Genomic DNA, 21,168 nt, shown 5'->3' with positions numbered 1-21,168 from the left:
CCGCGCCGGCTCGCGCGGGAGGCGCGTGTGCGACACCGTCGCCGCGCCCTGCACCGCGGCGACAGGCCCGGCGGCGACCGCCGCGCGGTCGCGGTGGTATGGTCCGCCCGTGCCCGAGGTCGTCCGCGTCCGCTTCACCGTCGAGCCGAACTACGCGGGCTGGCGGCTCGATCGCTACCTGCAGGAGAAGATCCGGCGCCTCTCCCGCGAGCGCGTGCAGCGGCTCATCGAGCGCCGCCTCGAGACCGAGGACGGTCGCCGGCTGAAGCCCTCGACGCGGGTCACGCCGGGCCTCTCCTTCGCGCTCCTCAAGGACGCCGAGCCCGAGCCGGAGACGCCGCAGGTCTTCGACGTCGTCCACGACGACGGCGCGCTCCTCGTGGTTGACAAGCCCGCCGGGCTGCCCGTGCACCCCACCGCCCGCTACTCGGCGAACACCTTCACCACGCTCGCCCGGGCGCGCTTCCCGGACCGGAAGGTCGACCCCGCCCACCGCCTCGACCGCGAGACCTCGGGGCTGCTCGCCTGCGGCAGCGCGCCGGAGTGGACGTCGCGCATGAAGCGCGACTTCGCGGGCGGGCGCGTCGCGAAGACCTACCTCGCCATCACCGAGGGCGCGCCGCGCGAGGACGCCTTCACGGTGGACGCGCCGCTCGCGCTCACCGGCGCGTCGGCGGTGCGCGTCCGCATGCACGTGACCGCGGGCGGGCTCCCGTCGGCGACCGACTTCGAGGTGCTGTCGAGGCGCGTCCTCGCGGGCGGAACCCCGGTCACGCTGCTCGCCTGCCGGCCCCGCACGGGCCGCCAGCACCAGATCCGCGCCCACCTCGCGCACGCCTGCCTGCCCATGGTGGGCGACAAGATCTACGGGCCCGACGAGAACATCTTCGATCGCTTCACCCGCCACGCCCTCACCGACGAGGACCGCGCGCGCCTGCGGCTGCCGCGCCACGCGCTGCACGCGTGGCGGCTCGAGCTCCCGCACCCGCGCACGCGGGAGCCGGTCCGGCTCGAGGTGCCGCTCCCGGCCGACCTCGCGGCGTTCTGGGACGGCTGCACCGAGGAGGCAGCATGACCCTCTACGATTTCCCCGGGCTCGTCGGCGGCGTGGCCGGCCTGTGGCTCGTCCTCCTCGGGCTCCTGCTCGCCGCGGGCGCCGGGCTGCGCCTGGCGTTGGTCCGGGGCCGTCCCGGCAAGGGCCGCGTGGCGCGCGGGCTCCTCTCCGCGGGCGCGACCTTCGTCTTCTCCGGGATCGCGCTCTTCTGGGCGGCGGAGCGCAGCGTGCTGCGACGGGAGCTCGACCGCGGCGCGCCGTGGCTCGCCGCCTTCATCCTCGCCGTCGCGGTCCTCTCGGCGCTGCGGAGCGCGCGGCGCCGCGCGCGGGCGGAGGAGGCGGAAACGGCGGCAGCCCCCGGAGAGCCGGAGGCCTAGCGTCCCCAGCGCCCGAACGCGCGCCCGAGCCGGGCCACGCCCTCCGCGATCCGCGCGGGCGCGCTGTGGGTGAAGTTGAGGCGGAGCGTGGCCTTGCCCTCGCCCTCCGGGTGGAACTCGCCGCCCGGCACGAACGCGAGCCCCTCCGCGAGGGCGTGGGTGAGGAGCTCCGCGGCGTCCCCGCCGCCGGTGAGGCGCGCCCACAGGAACATGCCGCCGCCGGGCCGGTTCCAGGTGAGCCGTTCCCCGAGCGTCGCCGCGAGGCCGCGGTCGAGCGCGTCGCGGCGCGCGCGGTACTCGCGCCGGAGCCCCTCGACGTGGCGCGCGAAGCCGTCCTGGCCGAGCAGGTCGAAGAGCAGGTGCTGGCCGAGCGAGTTGGTCTGGAGATCCGTCGCCTGCTTCGCGAGGACGCAGCGGCGGACGATGGCCGGGGGCCCGAGCAGGAAGCCGACGCGCAGGCCCGGGACCGCGGTCTTGGAGAAGCTGCCGAGGTACACGCTGCGCGCCGGGTCGTGGCCGAGCAGCACCGGCGCGGGCGGCGCCTCGTCGAACCAGATGTCGCGGTACGGATCGTCCTCGGCCACGATCACCTCGGAGCTCCGCAGGACCTCGCGCACCTCCCGCCGCCGCGCCTCCGGGTAGCAGACGCCGCTCGGGTTCTGGAACGTGGGGGTGAGGTAGAGGAGCTTCGGGCGGCGCCGGAGCGCGTCCGCGAGGGCGTCGGGCCTGAGCCCGTCGGCGTCGCAGGGCAGGAACGTGACGCGCGCCCCGAAGAAGCGGAACACCTGGAGCGCGCCGAGGTAGGCGGGAGTCTCGACGAGGACCTCGTCGCCCGGGTCTAGGAACAGCTTGGCGAGGAGATCGAGCCCCTGCTGCGAGCCCTGCGTGACGAGGACCCCGTCGTCACCGAACGCGCCCACCGGGAACGGCACGCGCCCGAGGATGCGCGCGCGCAGGCCCTCGTGGCCCTCGGTCTCGGCGTACTGGAGCGCCGCCGGGCCGCGCGGCGACGAGAGCAGCTCCCGCGCGAGCGAGGCGAGGGCCTCGGTCGGGAAGAGCTCGGGCGCGGGCAGTCCCCCGGCGAACGAGATGACGTCGGGGCGGGCGACGACGCGCAGGATCTCCCGGATGGCGGAGCTCTTCAGCGACGCGACGCGGGTGGAGAAGGGGTACTCGGGGGCGGCCGGCATTCCCCCAGTCTAGGGGAAAGCGCGGGCGGAGGCCGCTCGACTCGCGAACGGCCCGTTTCCGACGATTTTTCGCCAGCGGCGCCGCGCGCGGCGCGACATGAGACCCAGCGGCGTCGAGCTACGGCCCAGCCCTCCTTGGCGAACGCCTTCACTCCTCGCCCCCGCGCTCCCAGAAGTTGCCGCGGAAGATCATCCCGGCGTCGCCGATCACGAGCTCGCCCTCCACGTCCCCGTCCTCGAACGTCAGCGTCAGCATGTCGTCCTCGGCCCACCATGTCCCTTCGACCGCGATCGGCGCGGAGAGCCCGGTCGCACGGGCGACCGTATTCGCGGTCGTGAACGGCCGATCGCCGTTGGGCTCGTCGTACGTGGTGGAGGACGTGAAGACCTGGGTCGTCTCGACGAACGTGAAGTCCTCGCGGAAGCAGCGCTTCTTGAAGGAGCGCGCGCCGTTGTTCAGCGTTCCGACGCCCAGTTCCTGATCGAAGCACCCGATGAGCCGGCGGTCGGGCGCGCGCACGAGGTCGTCCGCCTCCGCGGCGGCGCGCACCAGCTCCGGCCGGATCTCGACGGAATGCGTGACCTGTTCGACGAGGCGCTCCGCCGTGCCGTCCTCGCTCGCACGCACGATCTTGCAGCCGTGCAACCCGGTGCGCGAGGTGAACTCCTCGAGCCCGAGTGCTGCCGTTTCCTCGGATCCGCACTCGAACGAGCTCTGCGCGACCGAGGTGGAGACGGTCACGGCCGAACGGCCGTCTCGCGCCGTTGCCCCGTAGATGGGACGCCCATCGTTGCCGGCTTGGACGAGATACTCGAAACCGGCGGGTAGCGCGGCGCGGAACCCCTCGGGCGCAGAGACCCGCCCCTCGCGCGAGATCGGCGACACGGCAGAGGCGGCAGCGGTGACGAGCAGCAGCACGTGAGCGATGGTCATGCGCCACGAGCGATGCGGCGTTCATGCCAGGCGGCGCTCCGCCTCTTCCACCCCGGAGGTTCGGCACGGCTGAGCGCGGAGACCGCGACTCGCCCTTCACTGGCCGCGCGACGGACCACCGATACGAACACGGCGGGGTCTACCCGCCCCAGCGTTCGCACGCGCGGGCGAGGCGCGCTCGGCCACCGTTTCAGCGCCGGTGCGCCGCGCGCCGCGCCTCGGCGCGCTCGGCCTTGGCGATCTTCGCGCGCTGCTTCACGGCGAGCACGTAGAAGCGCTCGCGAAGCGCCGCCGCCTCGAGCTCGGAGAGGTCGCCGTGACGGCCGCGCTCGGCCTCGCGCCGCTCGACCGCCTTCGCGAGCGAGACCGCCGCCGCGACCGAGACGTTGAGCGACTGCACGAACCCGCGCATCGGGATGGCGTACGAGGCGTCGGCGAGGGCCAGCGCCTCGGCCGAGACGCCGCGGTGCTCGTTGCCGAAGACGAGCGCGACCTTGCCGGCGAAGGGAAGCGCGTCGAGCGAGCGCGACCCCTCGCCGAGGTGCGTGGCGTAGATCGCGAAGCCTTCCGCCTTGAGGTGCGCGAGGCACTCGCCCGTTGAGCTCCAGCGCCGCACGTCCAGCCACTTGTCCGCGTTCTGGCTGATCTTCTTGTTGCGGTCGAAGGGCTTCATCGGCCCCTCGATCGCGTGCAGCTCCTGGATCCCGAACGCCTCGCAGGTGCGGAGGACGGCGTTCACGTTCTGCGGATCGCAGAACGCCTCCATCACCACGGTGAGGGTCCGGGTGCGGTTCGCGACGACCGCGTCGATGCGCGCGCGGCGCTCCGGGACGAGGAAGTCCGGCCCGCCCGGCTCCGGCGCCTCCGCCGCGCGCTCGGCGCCGCCCTCGCCCCGCCGGCTCACTTCTCGGCCCTCGGCTTCCCGAGCCGGCGCCCTCGGCCGCCGCGCCGCGGCCGCGCCTCCTCGAAGAGGGCGCGCCCCACCGCGTCGAGCAGCTCCGGCATTCCCTCGCCGGTGACCGCCGACACGAGGTGGACGTCGACGGGCTGCTTGCGGCGCGCGAGCGCCTTCTTGAGCTTCTCCCCGGCGGCGCGCGACTCGGGGACGTCGATCTTCGTCACCGCCAGGATCTGCGGCTTCTCCGCGAGGGCTGGCGAGTAGAGCGCGAGCTCGCGGTTGATCGCCTCGTAGTCCGCCTTCGGCGAGCGGCCCTCCTCGGGGTTCGCGCCCTCGACGAGGTGCACGAGCACGCGGCAGCGCTCCACGTGGCGGAGGAACTGGTGGCCGAGCCCGGCGCCCTCGTGCGCCCCCTCGATGAGGCCGGGGATGTCGGCCACCACGAAGCTCTTCTCGCCTCGCCAGGAGACGACGCCGAGGTTCGGCACGAGCGTCGTGAACGGGTAGTCCGCGATCTTGGGCCGGGCCCGGGAGATGCGGCTGATGAGCGTCGACTTGCCGGCGTTCGGGTAGCCGACGATGCCCACGTCCGCGAGGAGCTTCAGCTCGAGGACGAGCTCCCGCTCCTCGCCGGGCGTGCCGTCCTCGGCGTAGCGCGGCGCCTGGTTCGTCGAGGTGGCGAAGTTCATGTTGCCGAGGCCGCCGCGACCACCCTTGGCGACGACGAGCCGCTCGCCCTCGCCGCCGAGGTCCGCGACGAGCTCGCCGGTGCCGGCGTCCTTCACGACCGTGCCCGGCGGCACGCGCAGGACGAGCGGGTCGCCGTCCCTGCCGTTCATGTCCGAGCCCTGGCCGTGCTCGCCGCTCCTCGCGCGGTGCTCCCGGACGTAGCGGTAGTCGAGCAGCGTCGAGAGCTGCGGGTCGACGACCAGCACCACGTCCCCGCCGTTCCCGCCGTCGCCGCCGGCCGGTCCGCCGCGCGGGATGAACTTCTCCCGCCGCCACGCCACGGCGCCGTTGCCGCCGTCGCCGGCCTTCACGTGGATGCGGACCTCGTCGACGAACTTCATTCGGAGCCTTTTACAAACGCGAACGCCGCGGACCTGGGTGGCCCGCGGCGCCGTGATGAGTGGAGGCCGCCTCGTCCGCCGGGGGCGGACCGGAGCGGCGGAGCGCTACGCCCCCGGAACGATGGAGACGAAGCGCCGATCGCCCCGGGCGCGGCTGTACTTCACGGTGCCGTCCACGAGCGCGAAGAGCGTGAAGTCCTTGCCCATCCCGACGTTCGCGCCGGGGTGGACGAGGGTGCCGACCTGGCGGACGAGGATGTTCCCCGCCACGACCTTCTCGGACCCGTAGACCTTGATGCCGCGGTGCTGGCCGGGAGAGTCACGGCCGTTGCGCGAGGAGCCCTGTCCCTTTTTGTGAGCCATTTTCTACTCCACCTGAACCCGGAACCGGGTCGTCGGGGGCGCGAGCGTTACGCGCGCACCGTCGTGATGAGGACCTCGGTGTACGGCTGCCGGTGACCCCGCTTCTTCGTCCAGCCTTCCTTCTTCTTGCGGAAGTGGACGACCTTCTTGTGCTTGTCCTGGGCGACGATCTCGCCCTCGACCGCGGCGCCCGCGACGACCGGCGCGCCGATCTTGGCCTCGCCCTCTCCGCCGACGAGCAGCACCTCGAAGCTGATCTTGCCGCCGACGTCGCCAGCGAGCTTCTCGACCTTGAGCCGATCGCCCTGCGCGACGCGGTACTGCTTCCCGCCGGTCCGAATCACCGCGTACATCGCCTTCTCCTCGAAATCTGGGAGGATTTCACCAGCGCGCGGCCGCGAAACGGCGCGCCTCCGGGCCTCCGGAAGGGCGGTCATATACGATCAGGCCGCCGGGGCTGTCAAGGAATCCCGGGGCTTGGACCGGACCGCCCCGGGGTGGGCTCGCCTGCCTCCCCGCCTCACATTGCGCGGGGCGCCCGATCACCCGATCCTGCCGCCCTTATGCGAAAGCTCACGCTCGCGCTCGCCGGAGCGCTCCTTTTGCCGTCGATCGCCGAGGCCCAGCTCCGCGCCTCGGCTGGAATCAGCTTCGATCTGCCGGTCGTCCTGCCCCAGCTCGTCGTCGTCAGCCCGGGCGTTCAGGTCGTGCCCGAGTGCGATCACGAGGTGTTCTACACGAACGGCTACTACTGGGTCCGCGAGGACGACGTCTGGTACCGCTCCCGCTCGCACCGGGGCGGCTGGGTCATGGCGCCCGCCCGCGCGGTGCCGGTGGCCCTCGTGAAGGTCCCGCCCGGTCACTACAAGCACTGGAAGCCGGAGAAGGGCTGGAAGGGGGAGAAGCACGGCCCCGCCTACTACGGCGGCCGCCCGCAGCCCGCGCCCGCGTACTTCCGCGACGGCGGCAGGGACTACGATCGCCGCGAGTACCGCGATCACGACGACGACCACGGCCACGGCGGCCACGGTAACGGCAAGCACAAGGGCAAGCACTAGGGCGGAGCGCTCGCGCGAAGCCCGCTGACCCGAGGGCCACGCCCGCTTATCAGAGCGGCGTGGCCCTTCGCACGCGCGCCGTCCCGGAGAACGCGCCCGGCGATCTCTTCGTCGACGATCGCTGCATCTCCTGCGACACCTGCCGCCGCCTCGCGCCCGCGACGTTCGGCGGCGGCGAGGACGACCGCGCATTCGTCGCCTCGCAGCCGGCGGGTGGCGAGGCGCGGCGGCGGGCCCTCCTCGCGCTCGTCTCCTGCCCCGTCGCCGCGATCGGCTCCACCTCCGGCGCGGGAGTGCGCGAGGCCTCGCGCGCGCTCCCCGTCCCGCTCGCGGAGGACGCCCCCGACGTCCTCGACTGCGGCTACGCGGCGGAGTCCTCCTTCGGCGCGGCGTCGTGGCTCGTGCTGCGCCGCGACGGGAACGTGCTCGTGGACTCGCCGCGCTTCACGGCCCCGCTCCTCGCACGCCTGCGCGCGCTGGGCGGGGCGCGCTTCCTGTTCCTCAGTCACCGCGACGACGTCGCCGATCACGCCCGCTGGGCGGAGGCGCTCGGCTGCGCCCGCGTGCTCCACGCACGCGACGTGAACGCCGGGACCCGCGGCGTGGAGGTCCGGCTCGAGGGCGACGCGCCCACCGCCCTCGCGAACGACCTCCTCGCCATCCCCGTCCCCGGCCACACCGCCGGCTCGACGGCGCTCCTCGTCGGCGAGCGGTACCTCTTCACCGGCGACCACCTGTGGGGCGACGCCGAGGGGAGGCTCGGCGCGTCGCGGTCGGTGTGCTGGTGGAACTGGGACTCGCAGACCCGCTCGATGGAGCGGCTCGCGGCGCACCGGTTCGAGTGGGTCATCCCCGGCCACGGGCGGCCGTGGCGCGCGCAGAGCCTCGAGGCGGCGCAAGCCGCGGTCCGCGCCCTCGCCGCGGAGATGCGGGAGCGGTAGGAGGCGCCGCAGGCCTGGGATCGTTCGCCGCCTACAGCCCGAAGTGCGCCGGGGACAGGCCCTTCCAAGCGCAGTACTCGCGCAGCTCGCGCTTCACGAGCCCCCAGGTCAGCGCGACGAGCACCGCGTCGTCCGCGAGGCCCACCGGGAAGAGGAAGTCCGGCACGAGGTCGACGGGCGAGAGCACGAAGGCCACCGCGGCGGCGAGCGCGGCGACGGACTTCCACGGAACCTTCCGGTACGTCCCGTTCGCGTAATCGCGCAGCACCATCCAGAGGAGCCTGAGCTTCGCGCGGAACGCGCCCGGCGCGCGGCGCGCGTACCACGGCGGCCGGCGCAGGAAGCGCCGGGCGGCCGAGGCGCGCCCGGGGAGGCTCTCGGGCGTGATGTCCTTCGCCTCGCGCGCGAGCTCGCTCGCGGCGGCCTCGCGGCAGGAGAGGCAGTCCGCGTTGGAGCCGAGCGGGCGCGCGCAGGCGGGGCAGGTCCGGGTGGCCATCGTCTCCCCAATCTAGCGCGGGGCCGTCGCGGCCGCCTGCGCCCCAGGCGCGGTGGGCGCCAGCTCAGCGCGCGGCGCGCCGCGGGGTCCGCTCGCCGGGAGGCTCGATCGCCACCACCTCGTGGAAGCGGCGGTAGTCGACGGCCTGATCTCCGCCGGGGAGCACCTTCACGATGTCGCGGAAGCGCACGTCCCAGCGGAGCTCCTCGGGCAGGTACGTGCGGCGCGCGTGGATCACGCGGGTCAGCCCCTCGTCGTAGCCGGAGAGCGTCACGACGAGCTCCGCGTCCTCGCCGGCGAGCGACGCCTCCGTCTCGCCGAAGAGCGGGCTCTCGCGGGTGACCGGGTGGACCGCCGTCCAGGCGTGGGAGAAGAGCGCCGAGCCGTCGCGCGCGAGGGGGAGATCGTGGGCGCGGCGCACCACCTCGCCGTCCTCGCCGCGCTCGTTGCGCACGAGCATGACCGAGACCTTGGCGTCGAGGATGTGGCTCGTCCGCTCGTTCGCCATGCGGAACAGGAGCGCCCGGCCGCCGGCGTGCGGGCCGACGACCGCGACCCGGCTGAAGATGACGCGCGCGGGGATGCGCGAGTACTTGGCGAGGAGGATGCCGGCGCCGATGACGGCGAGCAGCCAGCGCACGAAGGTCTCGACCGCGGAGACCGCCCCGCCGGCGAGCCAGCGGCCGGAGAGGGGCGGCGCCGGCGCGGGCGGCGCGTCGGCGGCGGCGAGCAGCGCGGGGATCACCGACGCGCCCGGCGGCCACTCCGCCGCGAGGGCGAGGTGCGCGAGCCCGAACAGCGCCTGCGTGCCGAAGAAGACGAGCGCGTAGATCGTGACGAGGCGGGTCCAGCTCCCGGTCACGAGCCGGTGGTAGAGGTCCGCGAGCGGGCGCCGCCGGAGCCCGATGATCTTCACGCTGCGGCGAGCGTGCCCGAACACCCGCGTCGAGCCGATGTCGGCCATGCGGCGCGGATGTTAGACGGAGGGTGTCGGGCGCGGGAAGGCGCCGGTTTGCCTACCTCGCGGCGAGCGCCGCGAGGCCGGGCCCGAACGGACGGCGCACCACCCCGCGCTCCGTGATGAGGGCGGTGACGAGCGGCTCGGGCGTGACGTCGAAGGCGGGGTAGCGGGCCGGCACGCCGGCGGGCGCGATGCGCTGGCCGGCGAGCATCAGCACCTCGTCGGCGCCGCGCTCCTCGATGGGGATGGCCGCGCCGTCCGCGGTCTGCAGGTCGACCGTGCTCCACGGCGCCGCCACGTAGAACGGCAGGTGGTGGTACGCGGCGAGCACGGCGAGGGCGTAGGTGCCGATCTTGTTCGCCACGTCGCCGTTCGCGGCGATGCGGTCGGCGCCCACGACCACGCAGGCGATCTCTCCGCGCGCCATGAGCCAGCCGGCCATGCCGTCGGTGAGGAGCGTCACCGGGATCCCGTCGCGCTTCAGCTCCCACGCGGTGAGCCGGGCGCCCTGCAGGAACGGGCGCGTCTCGTCCGCGAACACCGTGACGGCGTTCCCCGCCTCCACGGCCGCGCGGACGACGCCGAGGGCGGTGCCGTAGCCGGCGGTGGCGAGCGCGCCGGCGTTGCAGTGGGTGAGGACGCTCGCGCGCGGCGGGAGGAGCGGCGCGCCGAGCGCGCCGATGCGCCGGCAGGCGGCCTCGTCCTCGTCCCGGATCGCGTGCGCCTCCTTGAGGAGCGCCACCGCCCCGAGGCCCATCCGGCGCGACATGCGCCGCACCGCCCAGGCGAGGTTCACGGCGGTGGGGCGCGCGTGGACCAGCCGCTCGGCGGCCTCGCGCAGGCGCGGCGGCTCGGCCCCGCGGCGCGACTCCAGGGCGAGCGCGTACGCCGCGGCGACGCCGATGGCGGGGGCGCCGCGCACCGTCAGGTCCTTGATGGCCTGCACGACCTCGTCCGCGGAGGCGAGCTCGAGCCAGACCTCGTCGGCCGGCAGGCGCCGCTGGTCGAGCACGCGGACCACGTCCCGCGCCTCGTCGTAGAGCACCGGCCTGAGCGGCTCCGCGTTCATCGCCTCTCCCTTCCGAGCCCCGCGAAGAGCCGCAGGGCGAAGTAAACGGCCGCGAGCGCGGCCACCGCGGCCGCCGGCAGGCGCCGCTCGCTCGCGAGCACCCCCGCGACGACGACGCAGCTCACGAGCGCGATCCCCAGGAACACCTTCGTCGGACCCGCCGCGCCCGCACCGGCCGGCCCGGCGCCCCATCCCGCCCACCTCGCCATGGCTCGCTCCGATCCGTCGCCGCGCCACGAGACCGCCCGCGCCGGCGCCGTCACGCGCGGACCCCGCGCGGGGACTCTACTCGCCCAGTTTCTTCTTGAGGAGGGCGTTCACGACGGCCGGGTTGCCCTTGCCCCGCATCTCCTTCATGACCTGCCCGACGAAGAAGCCGAGGAGCTTCGTGTTGCCGCCGCGGTAGCGCTCCACCTCCGCCGCGCTCGCGGCGATCACGCGATCCACCGCCGCCTCGATGGCGCCCTCGTCCGACACCTGCGCGAGCCCCTTCACGCGCACGACCTCGGCCGGCGCGGCGCCGGTGCGGAAGACCTCCTCCACCACCTGCTTCGCGCCCGGGCCGCCGATGGTCTGCGCGTCCTGGAGTCGCAGGATCTCGGCGAGCTGCGCCGGCGTGATGCGCCAGGCGGCGGGCTCCTGCCCGAGCTCGTTCGCGAGCCGGGCGAGGTCGCCGTTCAGCCAGTTCGCCGCCCGCTTGGCCGCCTCCGGCGAGCTGCCGTACGCGGCGAGCGTCGCGTCGAAGAACTCGGCCACCGCCTTGTCGGCGACGAGCAGCTCCGCGTCGTAGGCGGAGAGCCCGAGCGCTCGCTGGTAGCGCGCCGAGCGCGCCCGCGGCAGCTCGGGCAGCGCGCGCCGCACCCGCTCGACGAGCGCCTCGTCGACCAGGACCGGCGGGAGATCCGGCTCGGGGAAGTAGCGGTAGTCGTGCGCCTCCTCCTTGGAGCGCATCGAGCGCGTCTCGCCGCGATCGGGATCGAACAGCCGCGTCTCCTGCTGGACCTTGCCGCCCGCCTCGATGAGCTCGACCTGTCGGCGCACCTCGAAGTCGATGGCCTGCCGGAGGAAGCGGAACGAGTTCATGTTCTTGAGCTCGCAGCGGGTGCCGAGCTCGGTCGCGCCCTTCCGCATGACCGACACGTTCGCGTCGCAGCGGAACGAGCCCTCCTGCAGGTTGCCGTCGTTCACCCCGAGCGTCATGAGGATCGCGCGCAGGGTCTTGAGGTACGCGATGGCCTCGTCGATCGAGCGCAGGTCCGGCTCCGAGACGATCTCGAGGAGCGGCACCCCGGCGCGGTTGAGGTCGACGCCGGAGCCGGCCGCCGTGACGTCGTGCACGTTCTTGCCGGCGTCCTCCTCCATGTGGATCCGCGTGAGCCGGATGGACCGCGTCGCCCCGTCGACCGCGATCTCCACCCCGCCCCCCACGCAGATGGGCAGCTCGTACTGCGAGATCTGGTAGCCCTTCGGCAGGTCCGGGTAGAAGTAGTTCTTCCGCGCGAACACGCTCTTCGCGCGGATCTCGCAGCCGAGCGCGAGCCCGGCGCGGACCGCCAGCTCCAGCACCTGGGCGTTCAGCGCGGGCAGCGCGCCGGGCAGCCCGAGGCACACCGGGCAGACCTGCGTGTTGGGCGCCGCGCCGAACGCGGTCGAGCAGGCGCAGAAGATCTTGCTGCGGGTGAGGAGCTGGGCGTGGACCTCGAGCCCGAGGACCACCTGGAAGTCCGAGACCGGCATCAGCGCGCCTCCCGGCGTGGCCCGAGCGCGGCGCCGCCGGGGCCGGCCGGCGCGAGCCGGTCCCACCGCCGATCGCTCGGATAGAGGAAGGCGAGCGCCGCCAGGTCGAGGAGGAGCACCACGACGAGGCGGGGATCGCGCGTGACGAGATAGGCGACGAGCGGACAGAGCGCCGCCGCCTCGCACAGCGCCCACGCGACGAGGAAGCGCGTGAGCGTGACCGCGTCGCGGCCGCCGCGGCGCGCCGCCTCGAGGCGCGGCGGGACGACGCGCGAGAGCGCCACGTTGAAGGCCGACGCGACGACGGCGAGCCAGAGGAGCAGCGCGGCGTGCCCGCCGGGCGAGGCGCCGCGCGCGCGGGTCACCGCCACGCCCAGGAAGGCGACGGGCAGGACGAGGAGCGCCGCCCACAGGAGCGTGGCGATCCGGCGGGTCATGGTCACACCTCCGGCGCCGGCAGCGGCCCCGCCTCGCGCTCCAGCGCGCGCGCCGCCCGGAGCAGCGTCGCCTCGTCGAACGGGCGCCCCACGAGCTGGAGCCCCACCGGCATCCCGCTCTCGCGCTCGAGCCCGCACGGCACCGAGAGGCCGGGGAGCGCGGCCAGGTTCGCGGTGATGGTGAACACGTCCGCGAGGTACATCTGCAGCGGATCGGCGGTCTTCTCGCCCAGGCGGAAGGCGACCGTGGGCGCGACCGGGCCGGCGACCACGTCGCAGGCCCGGAACGCCTCGTCGAAGTCTCGCCGGACGAGGGTGCGGACCTTCTGCGCGCGCAGGTAGTAGGCGTCGTAGTAGCCCGCGCTGAGCGCGTAGGTGCCGAGCATGATGCGGCGCTTCGGCTCCGCGCCGAACCCGCGCTCGCGCGTCTCCGAGTACATCTCCTTGAGGCCGCGCGCCTCGCCCGCGCGGAGCCCGAAGCGCACGCCGTCGTAGCGGGCGAGGTTCGAGGAGGCCTCCGCGGGGGCGATGAGGTAGTAGGCCGCGATGCCGTAGCGCGAGTGCGGCAGGGAGACGTCGACGAGCGTCGCGCCGAGCCGCTCGTACCGTGCGAGCGCTTCGCGCACCGCGCGCTCGACCCCGGGCGCGAGCCCTCCCGCGAGCCACTCGCGAGGCACGCCGATGCGCAGCCCGCGCGCGCCGCTTTCGAGGCCGGCGAGGTAGTCGTCCACGGGCCGGGTCGAGGAGGTCAGGTCGCGCGGGTCGTGGCCGGCGATGGCCTGGAGCAGGAGCGCCGCGTCGCGCACGGTGCGGCCGAGCGGGCCGACCTGATCGAGCGAGGAGGCGAAGGCGATGACGCCGTAGCGCGAGACGCGGCCGTAGGTCGGCTTCACGCCCACGGCCCCGCAGAACGCGGCCGGGAGCCGGATCGAGCCGCCCGTGTCCGTGCCGAGCGTCCCGTACACCTGCCGTGCGGCGACCGCCGCGGCGCTGCCGCCCGAGCTGCCGCCGGGCGTGCGCGCGAGGTCGTACGGGTTGTGACACGGCTTGAACGCGCTGTTCTCGTTCGACGAGCCCATCGCGAACTCGTCCATGTTGAGCTTGCCGACGACCACGGCGCCGGCCTGCTCGAGCCGCTCGACGACGGTGGCGTCGTAGGGCGGGACGAAGCCCTCGAGGATCCGCGACGCGCAGGTCGTCTCGACGCCCTTCGTGAGGAAGATGTCCTTGAGGGCGATGGGGACGCCGTCGAGCGGCGAGCGGCGCGCCCCCTTCGCCGCGCGCGCGTCGGCGGCCTCCGCGGCCGCGCGGGCGCGCTCGGGCGTCGTGCGGAGGAACGCGCCGATCCGGCCGTCGGTCGCGGCGATGCGGTCGAGCGCGGCGGCGACGAGCTCCCGCGACGAGGCGCCCCTCCCGGCGAGGAGCTCGCTCGCGTCGGCGAGCGAGAGGGACGTCAGCTCCGTGGACGGCGCGCTCACTCGATGATCCTCGGCACGACGAAGAACGTGTCCTCGCGGGCGGGCGCGTTCGCGAGCGCCTCGTCGGGCGGGAGGCCGGGGCGGACCTCGTCGGCGCGGAGGGGCACGCCCTCGGCGAGGGCGTGCGTCATCGGCTCCACCCCCGACACGTCGAGCTCGGAGAGCTGCGCGACGTGATCGAGGATGGCCGAGAGCTGACCAGCGAAGGTCTGCTCCTCTTCCGGCGAAAGCCGGAGCCGCGCCAGCGCCGCGATGCGCCGGACCTCGTCGAGCGTGAGGGCCATGTCGCGCCTAGACCGGCTTCTTCGTCTCGGGCTTGAACCAGTTCAGGATCGAGGCCATGACGCCCTTCGACTCGGGCTTCTCGAGGTGGCTCAGCTCTCCCTCGTCGAGGAAGACGCCGTTGCAGGAGAAGCAAACGTCGACGTCCACCCCGCGCAGCCGCACCTCGTGCATCTGCATCCCGCACTTGGGGCAGCGCATCCAGTGCAGCTCCTTGAGCCGCTGCAGCTCGGCCGCCTCGGTCTGCTTCTTCACCTGGAGGGCGAGCCTGCGCTTCTTCTCCGCGTCCTCGCGGACGAAGTACTCGTCTTCGGTGGTGGACGGCTTCCCAGGGGTTCCGCGATCCGGCATGTCGGTCATCTCCTCAGCTCGGCGATGGCGTTGCGCGCGACGGCGGCCTCTTCGCCGTCGGGGTGCTCCGCCAGGTATCTCTCGTAGCAGCGGATGGCGTCCGCGTCCCGTCCCTGCGCCCGGTACGCCTCGGCGAGGCCGAGGAGCGCGTCCGCGTGCGACGGGACGAGCTTCAGCGCGCTCTCGAAGCTGGCCGCGGCCGGGGCGTAACGAGACAGATCGAGATAGCACAGCCCCCGGCCCGTCAGGGCCGCGACGTTCTCGGGATCGTCCGAGACGAGCCGGCCGTAGAGCTCGAGCGCACCGGTGGCATCGCCTCGCGCGCGGAGCCGCCCCGCCTCGGCGAGGAGCGCCTTGGGGCCGCGGGGGCGCGCCGGCTTCGCCAGGGTGGCCTCTGCCGAGGCAGGGACCACGGCGGCGGGCGCCGCCCCGGGCGCGAGGACGGCAGGCGTGGCGGAGGGCGAGAGCTCGGGGCCCGGGGCAGCCGGTGAGCCAGCGGCACGTCCGTCTACCTGGGCTTGCCCGGAATCGGTGGGAGCCGCGGGCTCGGGGGCGCGCCCGGCTGGCGCCGCGGAGGGGTCGGCCGCTGGTGTCGCCGCCGTGATCGCGGTCGGGGTAGCGGGCGCGTCCGAGGGCGCGGTCGGAGTCGCAGACGGGGTCGCGCTCGCGGTCGCGGTCGGGGTTGAGGTCGGGGTTGAGGTCGCGGTCGCGGTCGGGATCGTGGTTTCGGTCGGGCCGAGCCCCAGGACCCCGCGCACCATCCGTCCCATCCTGCCCGGGACGAGCGCGTAGGCGCCGGCGCCCGCGGCGACCGCCAGGAGCGCGACGAGGAGAGCGGCGCGCAGGCCCCGGCGGCGAGGCCGCGCCGACGGCTCGGCCGCGCGTGCCTCGCTCGCTCGCGCCGGCCACGTGAGCTCTCCGGGAGGGGGGAGCGGCAGGGCGGGCGGCGGAAAGCCGGAGGGCGGCGGCGGCGGCACGCGCGTGGGCGGACGCGGCGTCTCTACGGGCGTCGCTCGAGCGCGCTCCGCCTCCGCCACCACCGAGAAGAAGCTCGAGAGCTCCTCGATCTCGCCGAGCCGCCTCCAGGAGTCGCCGCCGGCCGAGATCTCGTCCTCGCGCGCGACCTTCCCCTCCACGATCCACTTCTGGACGGTCGTGAGCTCGCGGCAGGTGAGCACGGCACCGCCGGGGCGACGCACGCGCCACTCGCGGGCGCTGCTCCGCGCCGCGGCCGAGGCGGGCGCGGCGGCGCTCGCCGGCATGGGCGTGAAGTCGAGCTCGCCGGGCTTCACCGGCACGGTCACCACGAGCTCCTTCTTCTTCACCCTGAAGAGGTGCCCGCAGTTGGTGCACTGGACCGCCAGCCCCGACGGCGTGATCTGCTCGTCGTCGAAGACGTACTGGGCCTTGCAGCGCTCGCAGCGGACGTCCATGGCGCTCCGAAAAAGTCGCGAGTTCCGCGGATTTTACGCGAGGTTTCGCCGTCCGCCGAAAAATTGACCCCCGGGGTCACCCCGATATCCTCGGCTGGACGGGACCTCGTCCGTTCGAGGCGGGCCCGGGTGCGCCCGCGTGGCAGCACCGCGGCGCGGGCGTTTCACGGAGCGAGGGGCAGGTGGTCGCGCGCATGGGCAAGGCCAGGTCCAACCGTCGTCTTCCCGAGAAGGAGCGCCCGAAGAAGGGCGATCGGAAGGCGGAGCCGCGCGGCGGGGCGCAGAAGGCACCGCGCACCGGGATGGCCCGCGACGTCGGGGCGGTGGTGCTCCTCGCCCTCGCGGCGACGAGCGGCCTCGCCCTCGCGACCTACTCGTCCCTGGACGGCGCGCTCATCGCGCGCGGCATGGCCCCCTCGAACCTCGTCGGCCCGGTCGGGCACAGCCTCGCCGCGGCCGTCTACGGGGTGCTGGGGTTCTCCGCGCTCGTGCTGCCCGTCGCGCTCGGGGCCGCCGCCTGGCGGCTCTTCCGCGGCGCGTCGCCGCGGCTCTCCATCGTCTCCGCCGTCGCCTACGCCGTCCTCACGCTCTGCGTGGCGACGCTCGGCCACCTCGCGTTCGGCGCCCACGTCGTCGCGTCGTTCCCGGCGGGCGGCGCGGTGGGCCGCGCGCTCAGCGCGAGCGCCGAGGGGCTCCTCTCGACCTGGGGCAGCGCCATCGTCGTGACCGCCACCGGCGTCGTCGCCCTCATCGTGGCGGCCGACGTGAAGCCGCAGACGATCGGCGGCTTCCTCACCGACCTCGCGCGCGGGCTGTTCGGGTTCGCGTCGGACCGGGTGGCGGCCGCGGTGGAGGAGCACCGCATCGCCGTCGCCGAGCTGCGCGCGGACGAGGAGGCCGACCGGAAGCGCCGCGCCGGCGAGGAGGCGCTCGCGGACGCCGCCTCGGTCGAGGCGGACGACGACGACTCGCGCGAGGAGGCGCGCGCCGTCGCGACCGCGCTCGCCATCGAGCACGCGCGCCGCACCGGGTTCGAGGATCCGGCCTGGGTGAGCGGCCTCGCCGCCCCGGCCCCCGCCGAGGAGCCGGAGCCCGCCGAGCCCCCGGCCCGGAAGCGCCGCAAGGCGCGCGAGGAGCAGGAGCCCGCCGCGGCGAAGGCGGCGGCGGTGGTGGAGCTGCCGGCCGCCGAGGCCGCCGCGCCCGAGCCGCTGCCCGAGCCGCCGACGCCGCCCGCCCGCCCGGAGATCATCGTCTCGCAGGCGATGCTCGAGCGCGGGAAGAAGAAGGACAAGAAGAAGGAGGTCCCCGCGTTCGCCTTCACCAAGGCGGGCGACGTCTTCAAGCTCCCCTCGGCGGAGATCCTCGACGCGCACGAGGAGAAGGCCAAGGCCGTCGACGAGCAGGCCCTCACGCGCGTCGCCGACGTCATCGTCGCGACGCTCGAGCAGCACGGCGTCGACGGCGTCATCAAGCACATCCGGCCCGGCCCGGTCGTGACGCTCTACGAGTTCTCTCCGGTGGCGGGCGTGAAGCTCGCCCGCATCGAGAACCTCGACAAGGAGCTCACGATGGCGCTCAGCGCCACGCGGATCCGCATCATCGCGCCGATCCCGGGCAAGGGCGTGGTGGGCATCGAGGTCCCGAACCGCGACCGCGCCACGGTCTACCTGCGCGACATCCTCGAGTCCGAGGCGTTCGCCTCGGCGGGCGGGTTCATGCCGCTCGGCCTGGGCAAGAACATCGAGGGCATCCCGTACTGCGTGGATCTGCAGCGGATGCCGCACCTCCTCATCGCCGGCACCACCGGCTCGGGTAAGTCGGTCGGCCTCAACACCATGATCTGCTCGCTCCTCTACCGGCAGACGCCGGCGGAGGTGCGGATGATCATGGTCGACCCGAAGATGACGGAGCTGTCGCTCTACGAGGACATCCCGCACCTGCTCCTCCCGGTCGTGACCGATCCGCAGAAGGCCGCCCGGGCGCTGCAGTGGGCGGTGGACGAGATGGAGCGCCGGACGCAGGTCCTCGCCGACACGGGCTCCAAGGACCTCAAGAGCTACAACGGCAAGGTCGAGAAGCTCCGCGCCGAGAGCCGCACGTTCGAGGAGAAGGACGCGCCGCCGCCCCGGAAGCTCGTGGTGGTCGACGAGGTCGCCGGCGAGACCGAGGAGGAGGCCGCCGCGCGCGCGGCCGCCGCCGAGGCCGCGCCCGAGCCCGTGCTGGCGAGCCCCGAGTTCGAGGATCCCACCGCGCCCCCGCCGGCGGACCCGGTGGCGGCCCGCGACGAGAAGAAGCTGCCGCAGAAGCTGCCCTACATCGTGGTGGTCATCGACGAGCTCGCCGACCTCATGATGACCGCGCCGCGCGAGGTCGAGATCTCGCTCGCGCGCCTGGCCCAGAAGGCGCGCGCGACCGGCATCCACCTCATCGTCGCGACGCAGCGCCCGTCGACGGACGTCATCACGGGGATGATCAAGAACAACTTCCCGGCCCGCATCAGCTTCCGGCTCGCCTCGCGCCACGACTCGCAGACCATCATCAACGGCCCGGGGGCGGAGGCCCTGCTCGGCGACGGCGACATGCTCGTCTTGACCGCCACGCAGCCGGTCACGCGCGTTCAGGGCGCCTTCGTCTCCGAGGAGGAGCTGCAGCGCGTCGTCGAGTTCCTCAAGGAGCAGGGCAAGCCGGTCTACGACGACTCGATCCTCAAGACGCGCGAGGGCGGCGGGGATGGCCGCTACGACTCCGACGACGACGACCCGGTCTACGACCAGGCGCTCGACCTCGTCTCGCGCATGGAGGAGGTCTCGGTCTCGAAGCTCCAGCGCGAGATGCGCCTGGGCTACAACAAGGCCGCGAAGATCATCGAGCGCATGGAGCGCGAGGGCGTGGTCGGCCCGGCGAACGGCGTGAAGCCTCGCCAGGTGCTCATCCGGCCGGTGGGCGAGGTCTCGCCGATCCCGAACGTGTAGCGCGGCGCGCGCGGGAAGGCCGCGGCGCTCAAACGCGCATCTGCTTCTCCTCGCCGCGCACGAGCCGCCCGATGTTCTCGCGGTGGCGCAGCACGATGAGCGCCGCGAGGGCGACCCCCGCCCAGCTCACCGGGCTCGCGGGTCCGTGGAGCGCGAAGGTCACGATCGCGCAGACGGCGGTGCCCGCGAGCGAGCCCACCGAGGAGATGCGCGTCGTCCCGTAGGCGACGAGGTACGCGACGACCCCGCCGAGCGCGGCCCACGGCGCGAGCACGACGAAGATGCCCAGCCCGGTCGCGACGCCCTTGCCGCCCTTGAACCCGAGCCACACCGGGAAGAGGTGGCCGACGAAGGCGGCGAGCGCCACGAGCACGGTGAAGAGCTCCGCCCGCGGCGTGCCGGCGAGGAGCGCCCGCGCGACGAGGACGGGCACGATGGCCTTCGCCGCGTCGAGGAGCAGGACCACGACGCCCATCTTCTTGCCGCCGGCGCGCGCGACGTTCGTCGCGCCGATGTTCCCCGAGCCCACGGTGCGCACGTCCACGCCGAGCACCAGCCGGCCGAGGAGGACGCCGAACGGGATCGAGCCCGCCAGGTAGCCGGCGACGACGAGCAGGACGCCGAGCGCGCTGTGGCTCACGAGCCGATCTCCCGGAGGACGAGGTACGCCCAGTTGGCGAACAGCGCGAGCACCCCGAGCGCGACGGCCCCGCGGGCGAGCCGCTCGGAGGGCACCGGCAGCGGCGCGCCCAGCGCCGCGCGCGACAGGTCGAGCGCGGCGAAGAGCCAGGCGGCGGCGGCGAGCGTGGCGCCGAGCGGGCTCGCGGCGATCGCGCGGCCGAGCTCGCCGTGCGCCAGGTGGACGAATGCGTGCGTCATGCCGCAGGTGGCGCACGGGATGCCGGCGAGCCCGCGCAGCGGGCACACGAAGGGCAGGGAGAGGAGGGGCAGGAAGCGCGCCGCGAAGAACGAGAGCGCGCCGATCACCGCGAACACCTCGGCGTGCCCGAACCGCGCCGTCCGCTGCCAGCGCACCGCCTCCGTCACAGGCTCACCGAGTGGCCGCGCCCGCCCTGCAGCATGCCGCCGAAGCCGAGGCCGATCGCGGCGCAGCAGGAGCAGACGAGCACGAGCAGCACGGGCGAGAGCACCGCGAGCGTGGACTTCCCGGGCCCGCAGCGCTGGGTCTCGCCGAGGCCGATGATCATCGCCACGACGCCCCACACGAGCGCGAGGAACCCGCCGCAGCCGGGCACGATGAGCAGCACGTTGAGGCCGAGCGCGTAGCCGACGGCGGTGAGCGTCGCGCCGAAGCCGCGCGGCGCGCCGCGGACGAGCAGCAAGATCCCGTGGACGATCGCCGCCCACAGGTAGACGCCGACGAGCGCGGCGAGGGGCGCGAGCACGATCTGCGCGATCGTGGACGCGCCGGACATGCTCTCGACGTACATGCGCACGTAGCGCGCCTGCTCCTCGGGCATGTTCTCAGCCACCGACTCGAGCATCTCCGCCACGCGGCTGCCGGTCGCGAGGCTGTAGAGCCCCTGGAACAGCGTGCCGACCGTGTAGGCGATCACCGCGAAGAGCACCGCGCTCCCCGGCTGGTCGACGCGCACGCGCCGGAAGAAGGCGCTCGGCTGCGTGGCGACGAGCTTCAAGGTCTCGAGGAAGGACGAGAAGATGCCGCGCTGCCGCCGCTCGGCGAACGGCGCGGACGCATCCGGTCCCTGCGGTGCAGGCGGAAACCCCGGCGGCGGCCCCCAGCCGCCCGGCGGCGGCGGGCCCCATCCCCCGGGCGGCGGCCCGTAGCCGCCCGGCGGCGGGCCGGGCGGAGGCGGTAGCTCCGGACCTCTGCCCGCCGCCTGCTCGGGCGGCAGGGGCGGTGCGCCCCACACCGGCTGCTTGGACGTGCGCGCCCAGGCCGGCTCGGGCGCCGGGGCCTCCGGGGAGGGCGGCGGCGGCTCCCGCGGCGCCTCCGGGGCGGCACCGGCACCTGCCGGCGCCTCGCTCGCAGGAGCGGGGGCCTCGGGCTGCGCCGGCGCCGCGGGCGGCGGCTCGGCGGCCGAG

Annotated in this window: 24 protein-coding genes; 5 read left to right on the top strand and 19 right to left on the bottom strand. The window is 74.2% G+C overall.

Annotated elements, in window-relative coordinates:
• The first annotated feature begins 109 nt into the window (after positions 1-109).
• Both MNY60_RS17885 and MNY60_RS17880 read left to right on the top strand, forming a co-directional pair.
• Positions 110-1,075, top strand: coding sequence for an RluA family pseudouridine synthase (locus MNY60_RS17885; RefSeq protein ID WP_242361314.1), 966 nt, complete (start codon positions 110-112; stop codon positions 1,073-1,075).
• A complete protein-coding gene (locus MNY60_RS17880) occupies positions 1,072-1,431 on the top strand; it encodes a hypothetical protein (protein ID WP_242337153.1) in 360 nt (119 codons plus the stop codon). The genes MNY60_RS17885 and MNY60_RS17880 overlap by 4 nt, the downstream gene beginning before the upstream one ends.
• On the opposite strand, the gene MNY60_RS17875 is transcribed toward MNY60_RS17880, so the two are convergent.
• From MNY60_RS17875 to rplU, 6 genes are all read right to left on the bottom strand, one after another.
• Complete coding sequence (locus tag MNY60_RS17875; protein ID WP_242361311.1) at positions 1,428-2,621, bottom strand: PLP-dependent aminotransferase family protein; 1,194 nt, start codon at positions 2,619-2,621, stop codon at positions 1,428-1,430. The genes MNY60_RS17880 and MNY60_RS17875 overlap by 4 nt on opposite strands.
• Positions 2,622-2,769: 148 nt before the next feature.
• Positions 2,770-3,540: a hypothetical protein gene (locus MNY60_RS17870; RefSeq protein ID WP_242361309.1), complete on the bottom strand. Its 771-nt coding sequence runs from the start codon at positions 3,538-3,540 to the stop codon at positions 2,770-2,772.
• Between the two features lie 205 nt (positions 3,541-3,745).
• Positions 3,746-4,459: an RNA methyltransferase gene (locus MNY60_RS17865; protein ID WP_242337144.1), complete on the bottom strand. Its 714-nt coding sequence runs from the start codon at positions 4,457-4,459 to the stop codon at positions 3,746-3,748.
• Positions 4,456-5,523 (bottom strand): GTPase ObgE, encoded by a 1,068-nt coding sequence (gene obgE, locus MNY60_RS17860; protein ID WP_242361306.1) that lies wholly within the window; start codon positions 5,521-5,523, stop codon positions 4,456-4,458. The genes MNY60_RS17865 and obgE overlap by 4 nt, the downstream gene beginning before the upstream one ends.
• 105 nt (positions 5,524-5,628) lie before the next feature.
• Positions 5,629-5,886 (bottom strand): 50S ribosomal protein L27, encoded by a 258-nt coding sequence (gene rpmA, locus MNY60_RS17855; RefSeq protein WP_242337138.1) that lies wholly within the window; start codon positions 5,884-5,886, stop codon positions 5,629-5,631.
• Positions 5,887-5,933: 47 nt separating this feature from the next.
• Positions 5,934-6,239 (bottom strand): 50S ribosomal protein L21, encoded by a 306-nt coding sequence (gene rplU / locus MNY60_RS17850; protein ID WP_242337135.1) that lies wholly within the window; start codon positions 6,237-6,239, stop codon positions 5,934-5,936.
• Between the two features lie 210 nt (positions 6,240-6,449).
• Here rplU and MNY60_RS17845 point away from each other — a divergent pair, with 210 nt between their 5' ends.
• Positions 6,450-6,944, top strand: a complete 495-nt coding sequence (locus MNY60_RS17845; protein WP_242337132.1) for a hypothetical protein — start codon at positions 6,450-6,452, stop codon at positions 6,942-6,944.
• 59 nt (positions 6,945-7,003) lie between these two features.
• On the top strand, positions 7,004-7,885 hold the full coding sequence (locus tag MNY60_RS17840; RefSeq protein WP_242361303.1) for an MBL fold metallo-hydrolase: 882 nt from the start codon (positions 7,004-7,006) through the stop codon (positions 7,883-7,885).
• 31 nt (positions 7,886-7,916) lie between these two features.
• On the opposite strand, the gene MNY60_RS17835 is transcribed toward MNY60_RS17840, so the two are convergent.
• The 10 genes from MNY60_RS17835 to MNY60_RS17790 all read right to left on the bottom strand — a co-directional run bounded on the left by MNY60_RS17835 (position 7,917) and on the right by MNY60_RS17790 (position 16,129).
• A complete protein-coding gene (locus MNY60_RS17835) occupies positions 7,917-8,381 on the bottom strand; it encodes a YkvA family protein (RefSeq protein WP_242361300.1) in 465 nt (154 codons plus the stop codon).
• A 64-nt stretch (positions 8,382-8,445) separates the two neighbouring features.
• Positions 8,446-9,345: a potassium transporter gene (locus MNY60_RS17830; protein ID WP_242337123.1), complete on the bottom strand. Its 900-nt coding sequence runs from the start codon at positions 9,343-9,345 to the stop codon at positions 8,446-8,448.
• Positions 9,346-9,397: 52 nt separating this feature from the next.
• Positions 9,398-10,411, bottom strand: a complete 1,014-nt coding sequence (mtnA, locus tag MNY60_RS17825) for an S-methyl-5-thioribose-1-phosphate isomerase (protein WP_242337120.1) — start codon at positions 10,409-10,411, stop codon at positions 9,398-9,400.
• The gene (locus MNY60_RS17820) at positions 10,408-10,620 is read right to left on the bottom strand and encodes a hypothetical protein (protein WP_242337117.1); all 213 of its coding nucleotides are present in this window, start codon (positions 10,618-10,620) and stop codon (positions 10,408-10,410) included. Before MNY60_RS17820 ends, mtnA begins: the two co-directional genes overlap by 4 nt.
• A 76-nt stretch (positions 10,621-10,696) precedes the next feature.
• Complete coding sequence (gene gatB, locus MNY60_RS17815; RefSeq protein WP_242355426.1) at positions 10,697-12,148, bottom strand: Asp-tRNA(Asn)/Glu-tRNA(Gln) amidotransferase subunit GatB; 1,452 nt, start codon at positions 12,146-12,148, stop codon at positions 10,697-10,699.
• The gene (locus MNY60_RS17810) at positions 12,148-12,585 is read right to left on the bottom strand and encodes a hypothetical protein (RefSeq protein ID WP_242337111.1); all 438 of its coding nucleotides are present in this window, start codon (positions 12,583-12,585) and stop codon (positions 12,148-12,150) included. The genes gatB and MNY60_RS17810 overlap by 1 nt, the downstream gene beginning before the upstream one ends.
• A 2-nt stretch (positions 12,586-12,587) precedes the next feature.
• Positions 12,588-14,063: an Asp-tRNA(Asn)/Glu-tRNA(Gln) amidotransferase subunit GatA gene (gatA, locus tag MNY60_RS17805; protein WP_242361297.1), complete on the bottom strand. Its 1,476-nt coding sequence runs from the start codon at positions 14,061-14,063 to the stop codon at positions 12,588-12,590.
• The gene (gatC, locus tag MNY60_RS17800; RefSeq protein ID WP_242361294.1) at positions 14,060-14,347 is read right to left on the bottom strand and encodes an Asp-tRNA(Asn)/Glu-tRNA(Gln) amidotransferase subunit GatC; all 288 of its coding nucleotides are present in this window, start codon (positions 14,345-14,347) and stop codon (positions 14,060-14,062) included. Before gatC ends, gatA begins: the two co-directional genes overlap by 4 nt.
• 7 nt (positions 14,348-14,354) lie before the next feature.
• Positions 14,355-14,696 (bottom strand): zf-TFIIB domain-containing protein, encoded by a 342-nt coding sequence (locus tag MNY60_RS17795; protein ID WP_242337102.1) that lies wholly within the window; start codon positions 14,694-14,696, stop codon positions 14,355-14,357.
• Between the two features lie 5 nt (positions 14,697-14,701).
• A complete protein-coding gene (locus MNY60_RS17790) occupies positions 14,702-16,129 on the bottom strand; it encodes a zinc-ribbon domain-containing protein (RefSeq protein ID WP_242361292.1) in 1,428 nt (475 codons plus the stop codon).
• A gap of 194 nt (positions 16,130-16,323) precedes the next feature.
• On the opposite strand from MNY60_RS17790, the gene MNY60_RS17785 reads away from it, so the two are divergent.
• Complete coding sequence (locus MNY60_RS17785) at positions 16,324-19,101, top strand: DNA translocase FtsK (protein ID WP_242361290.1); 2,778 nt, start codon at positions 16,324-16,326, stop codon at positions 19,099-19,101.
• Positions 19,102-19,129: 28 nt separating this feature from the next.
• On the opposite strand, the gene plsY is transcribed toward MNY60_RS17785, so the two are convergent.
• From plsY to MNY60_RS23975, 3 genes are all read right to left on the bottom strand, one after another.
• On the bottom strand, positions 19,130-19,741 hold the full coding sequence (gene plsY, locus MNY60_RS17780; protein ID WP_242361288.1) for a glycerol-3-phosphate 1-O-acyltransferase PlsY: 612 nt from the start codon (positions 19,739-19,741) through the stop codon (positions 19,130-19,132).
• Positions 19,738-20,148 carry a DUF2752 domain-containing protein gene (locus MNY60_RS17775; protein ID WP_242361287.1) on the bottom strand — a complete coding sequence of 137 codons (411 nt, stop codon included), beginning with the start codon at positions 20,146-20,148 and terminating at the stop codon, positions 19,738-19,740. Before MNY60_RS17775 ends, plsY begins: the two co-directional genes overlap by 4 nt.
• Positions 20,145-21,168, bottom strand: a 1,024-nt coding sequence (locus MNY60_RS23975) for a YIP1 family protein (protein WP_277957075.1), incomplete at its 5' end; no start/stop codon positions are given. The genes MNY60_RS17775 and MNY60_RS23975, both read right to left, overlap by 4 nt.

The sequence above is a fragment of the Anaeromyxobacter sp. SG17 genome, assembly GCF_022690695.1.
In the GTDB taxonomy this organism is placed as follows: Bacteria; Myxococcota; Myxococcia; order Myxococcales; family Anaeromyxobacteraceae; genus Anaeromyxobacter; species Anaeromyxobacter soli.
Note: the sequence above shows the minus strand (reverse complement) of the source record. Positions and strands in the feature narration are given on the sequence as shown.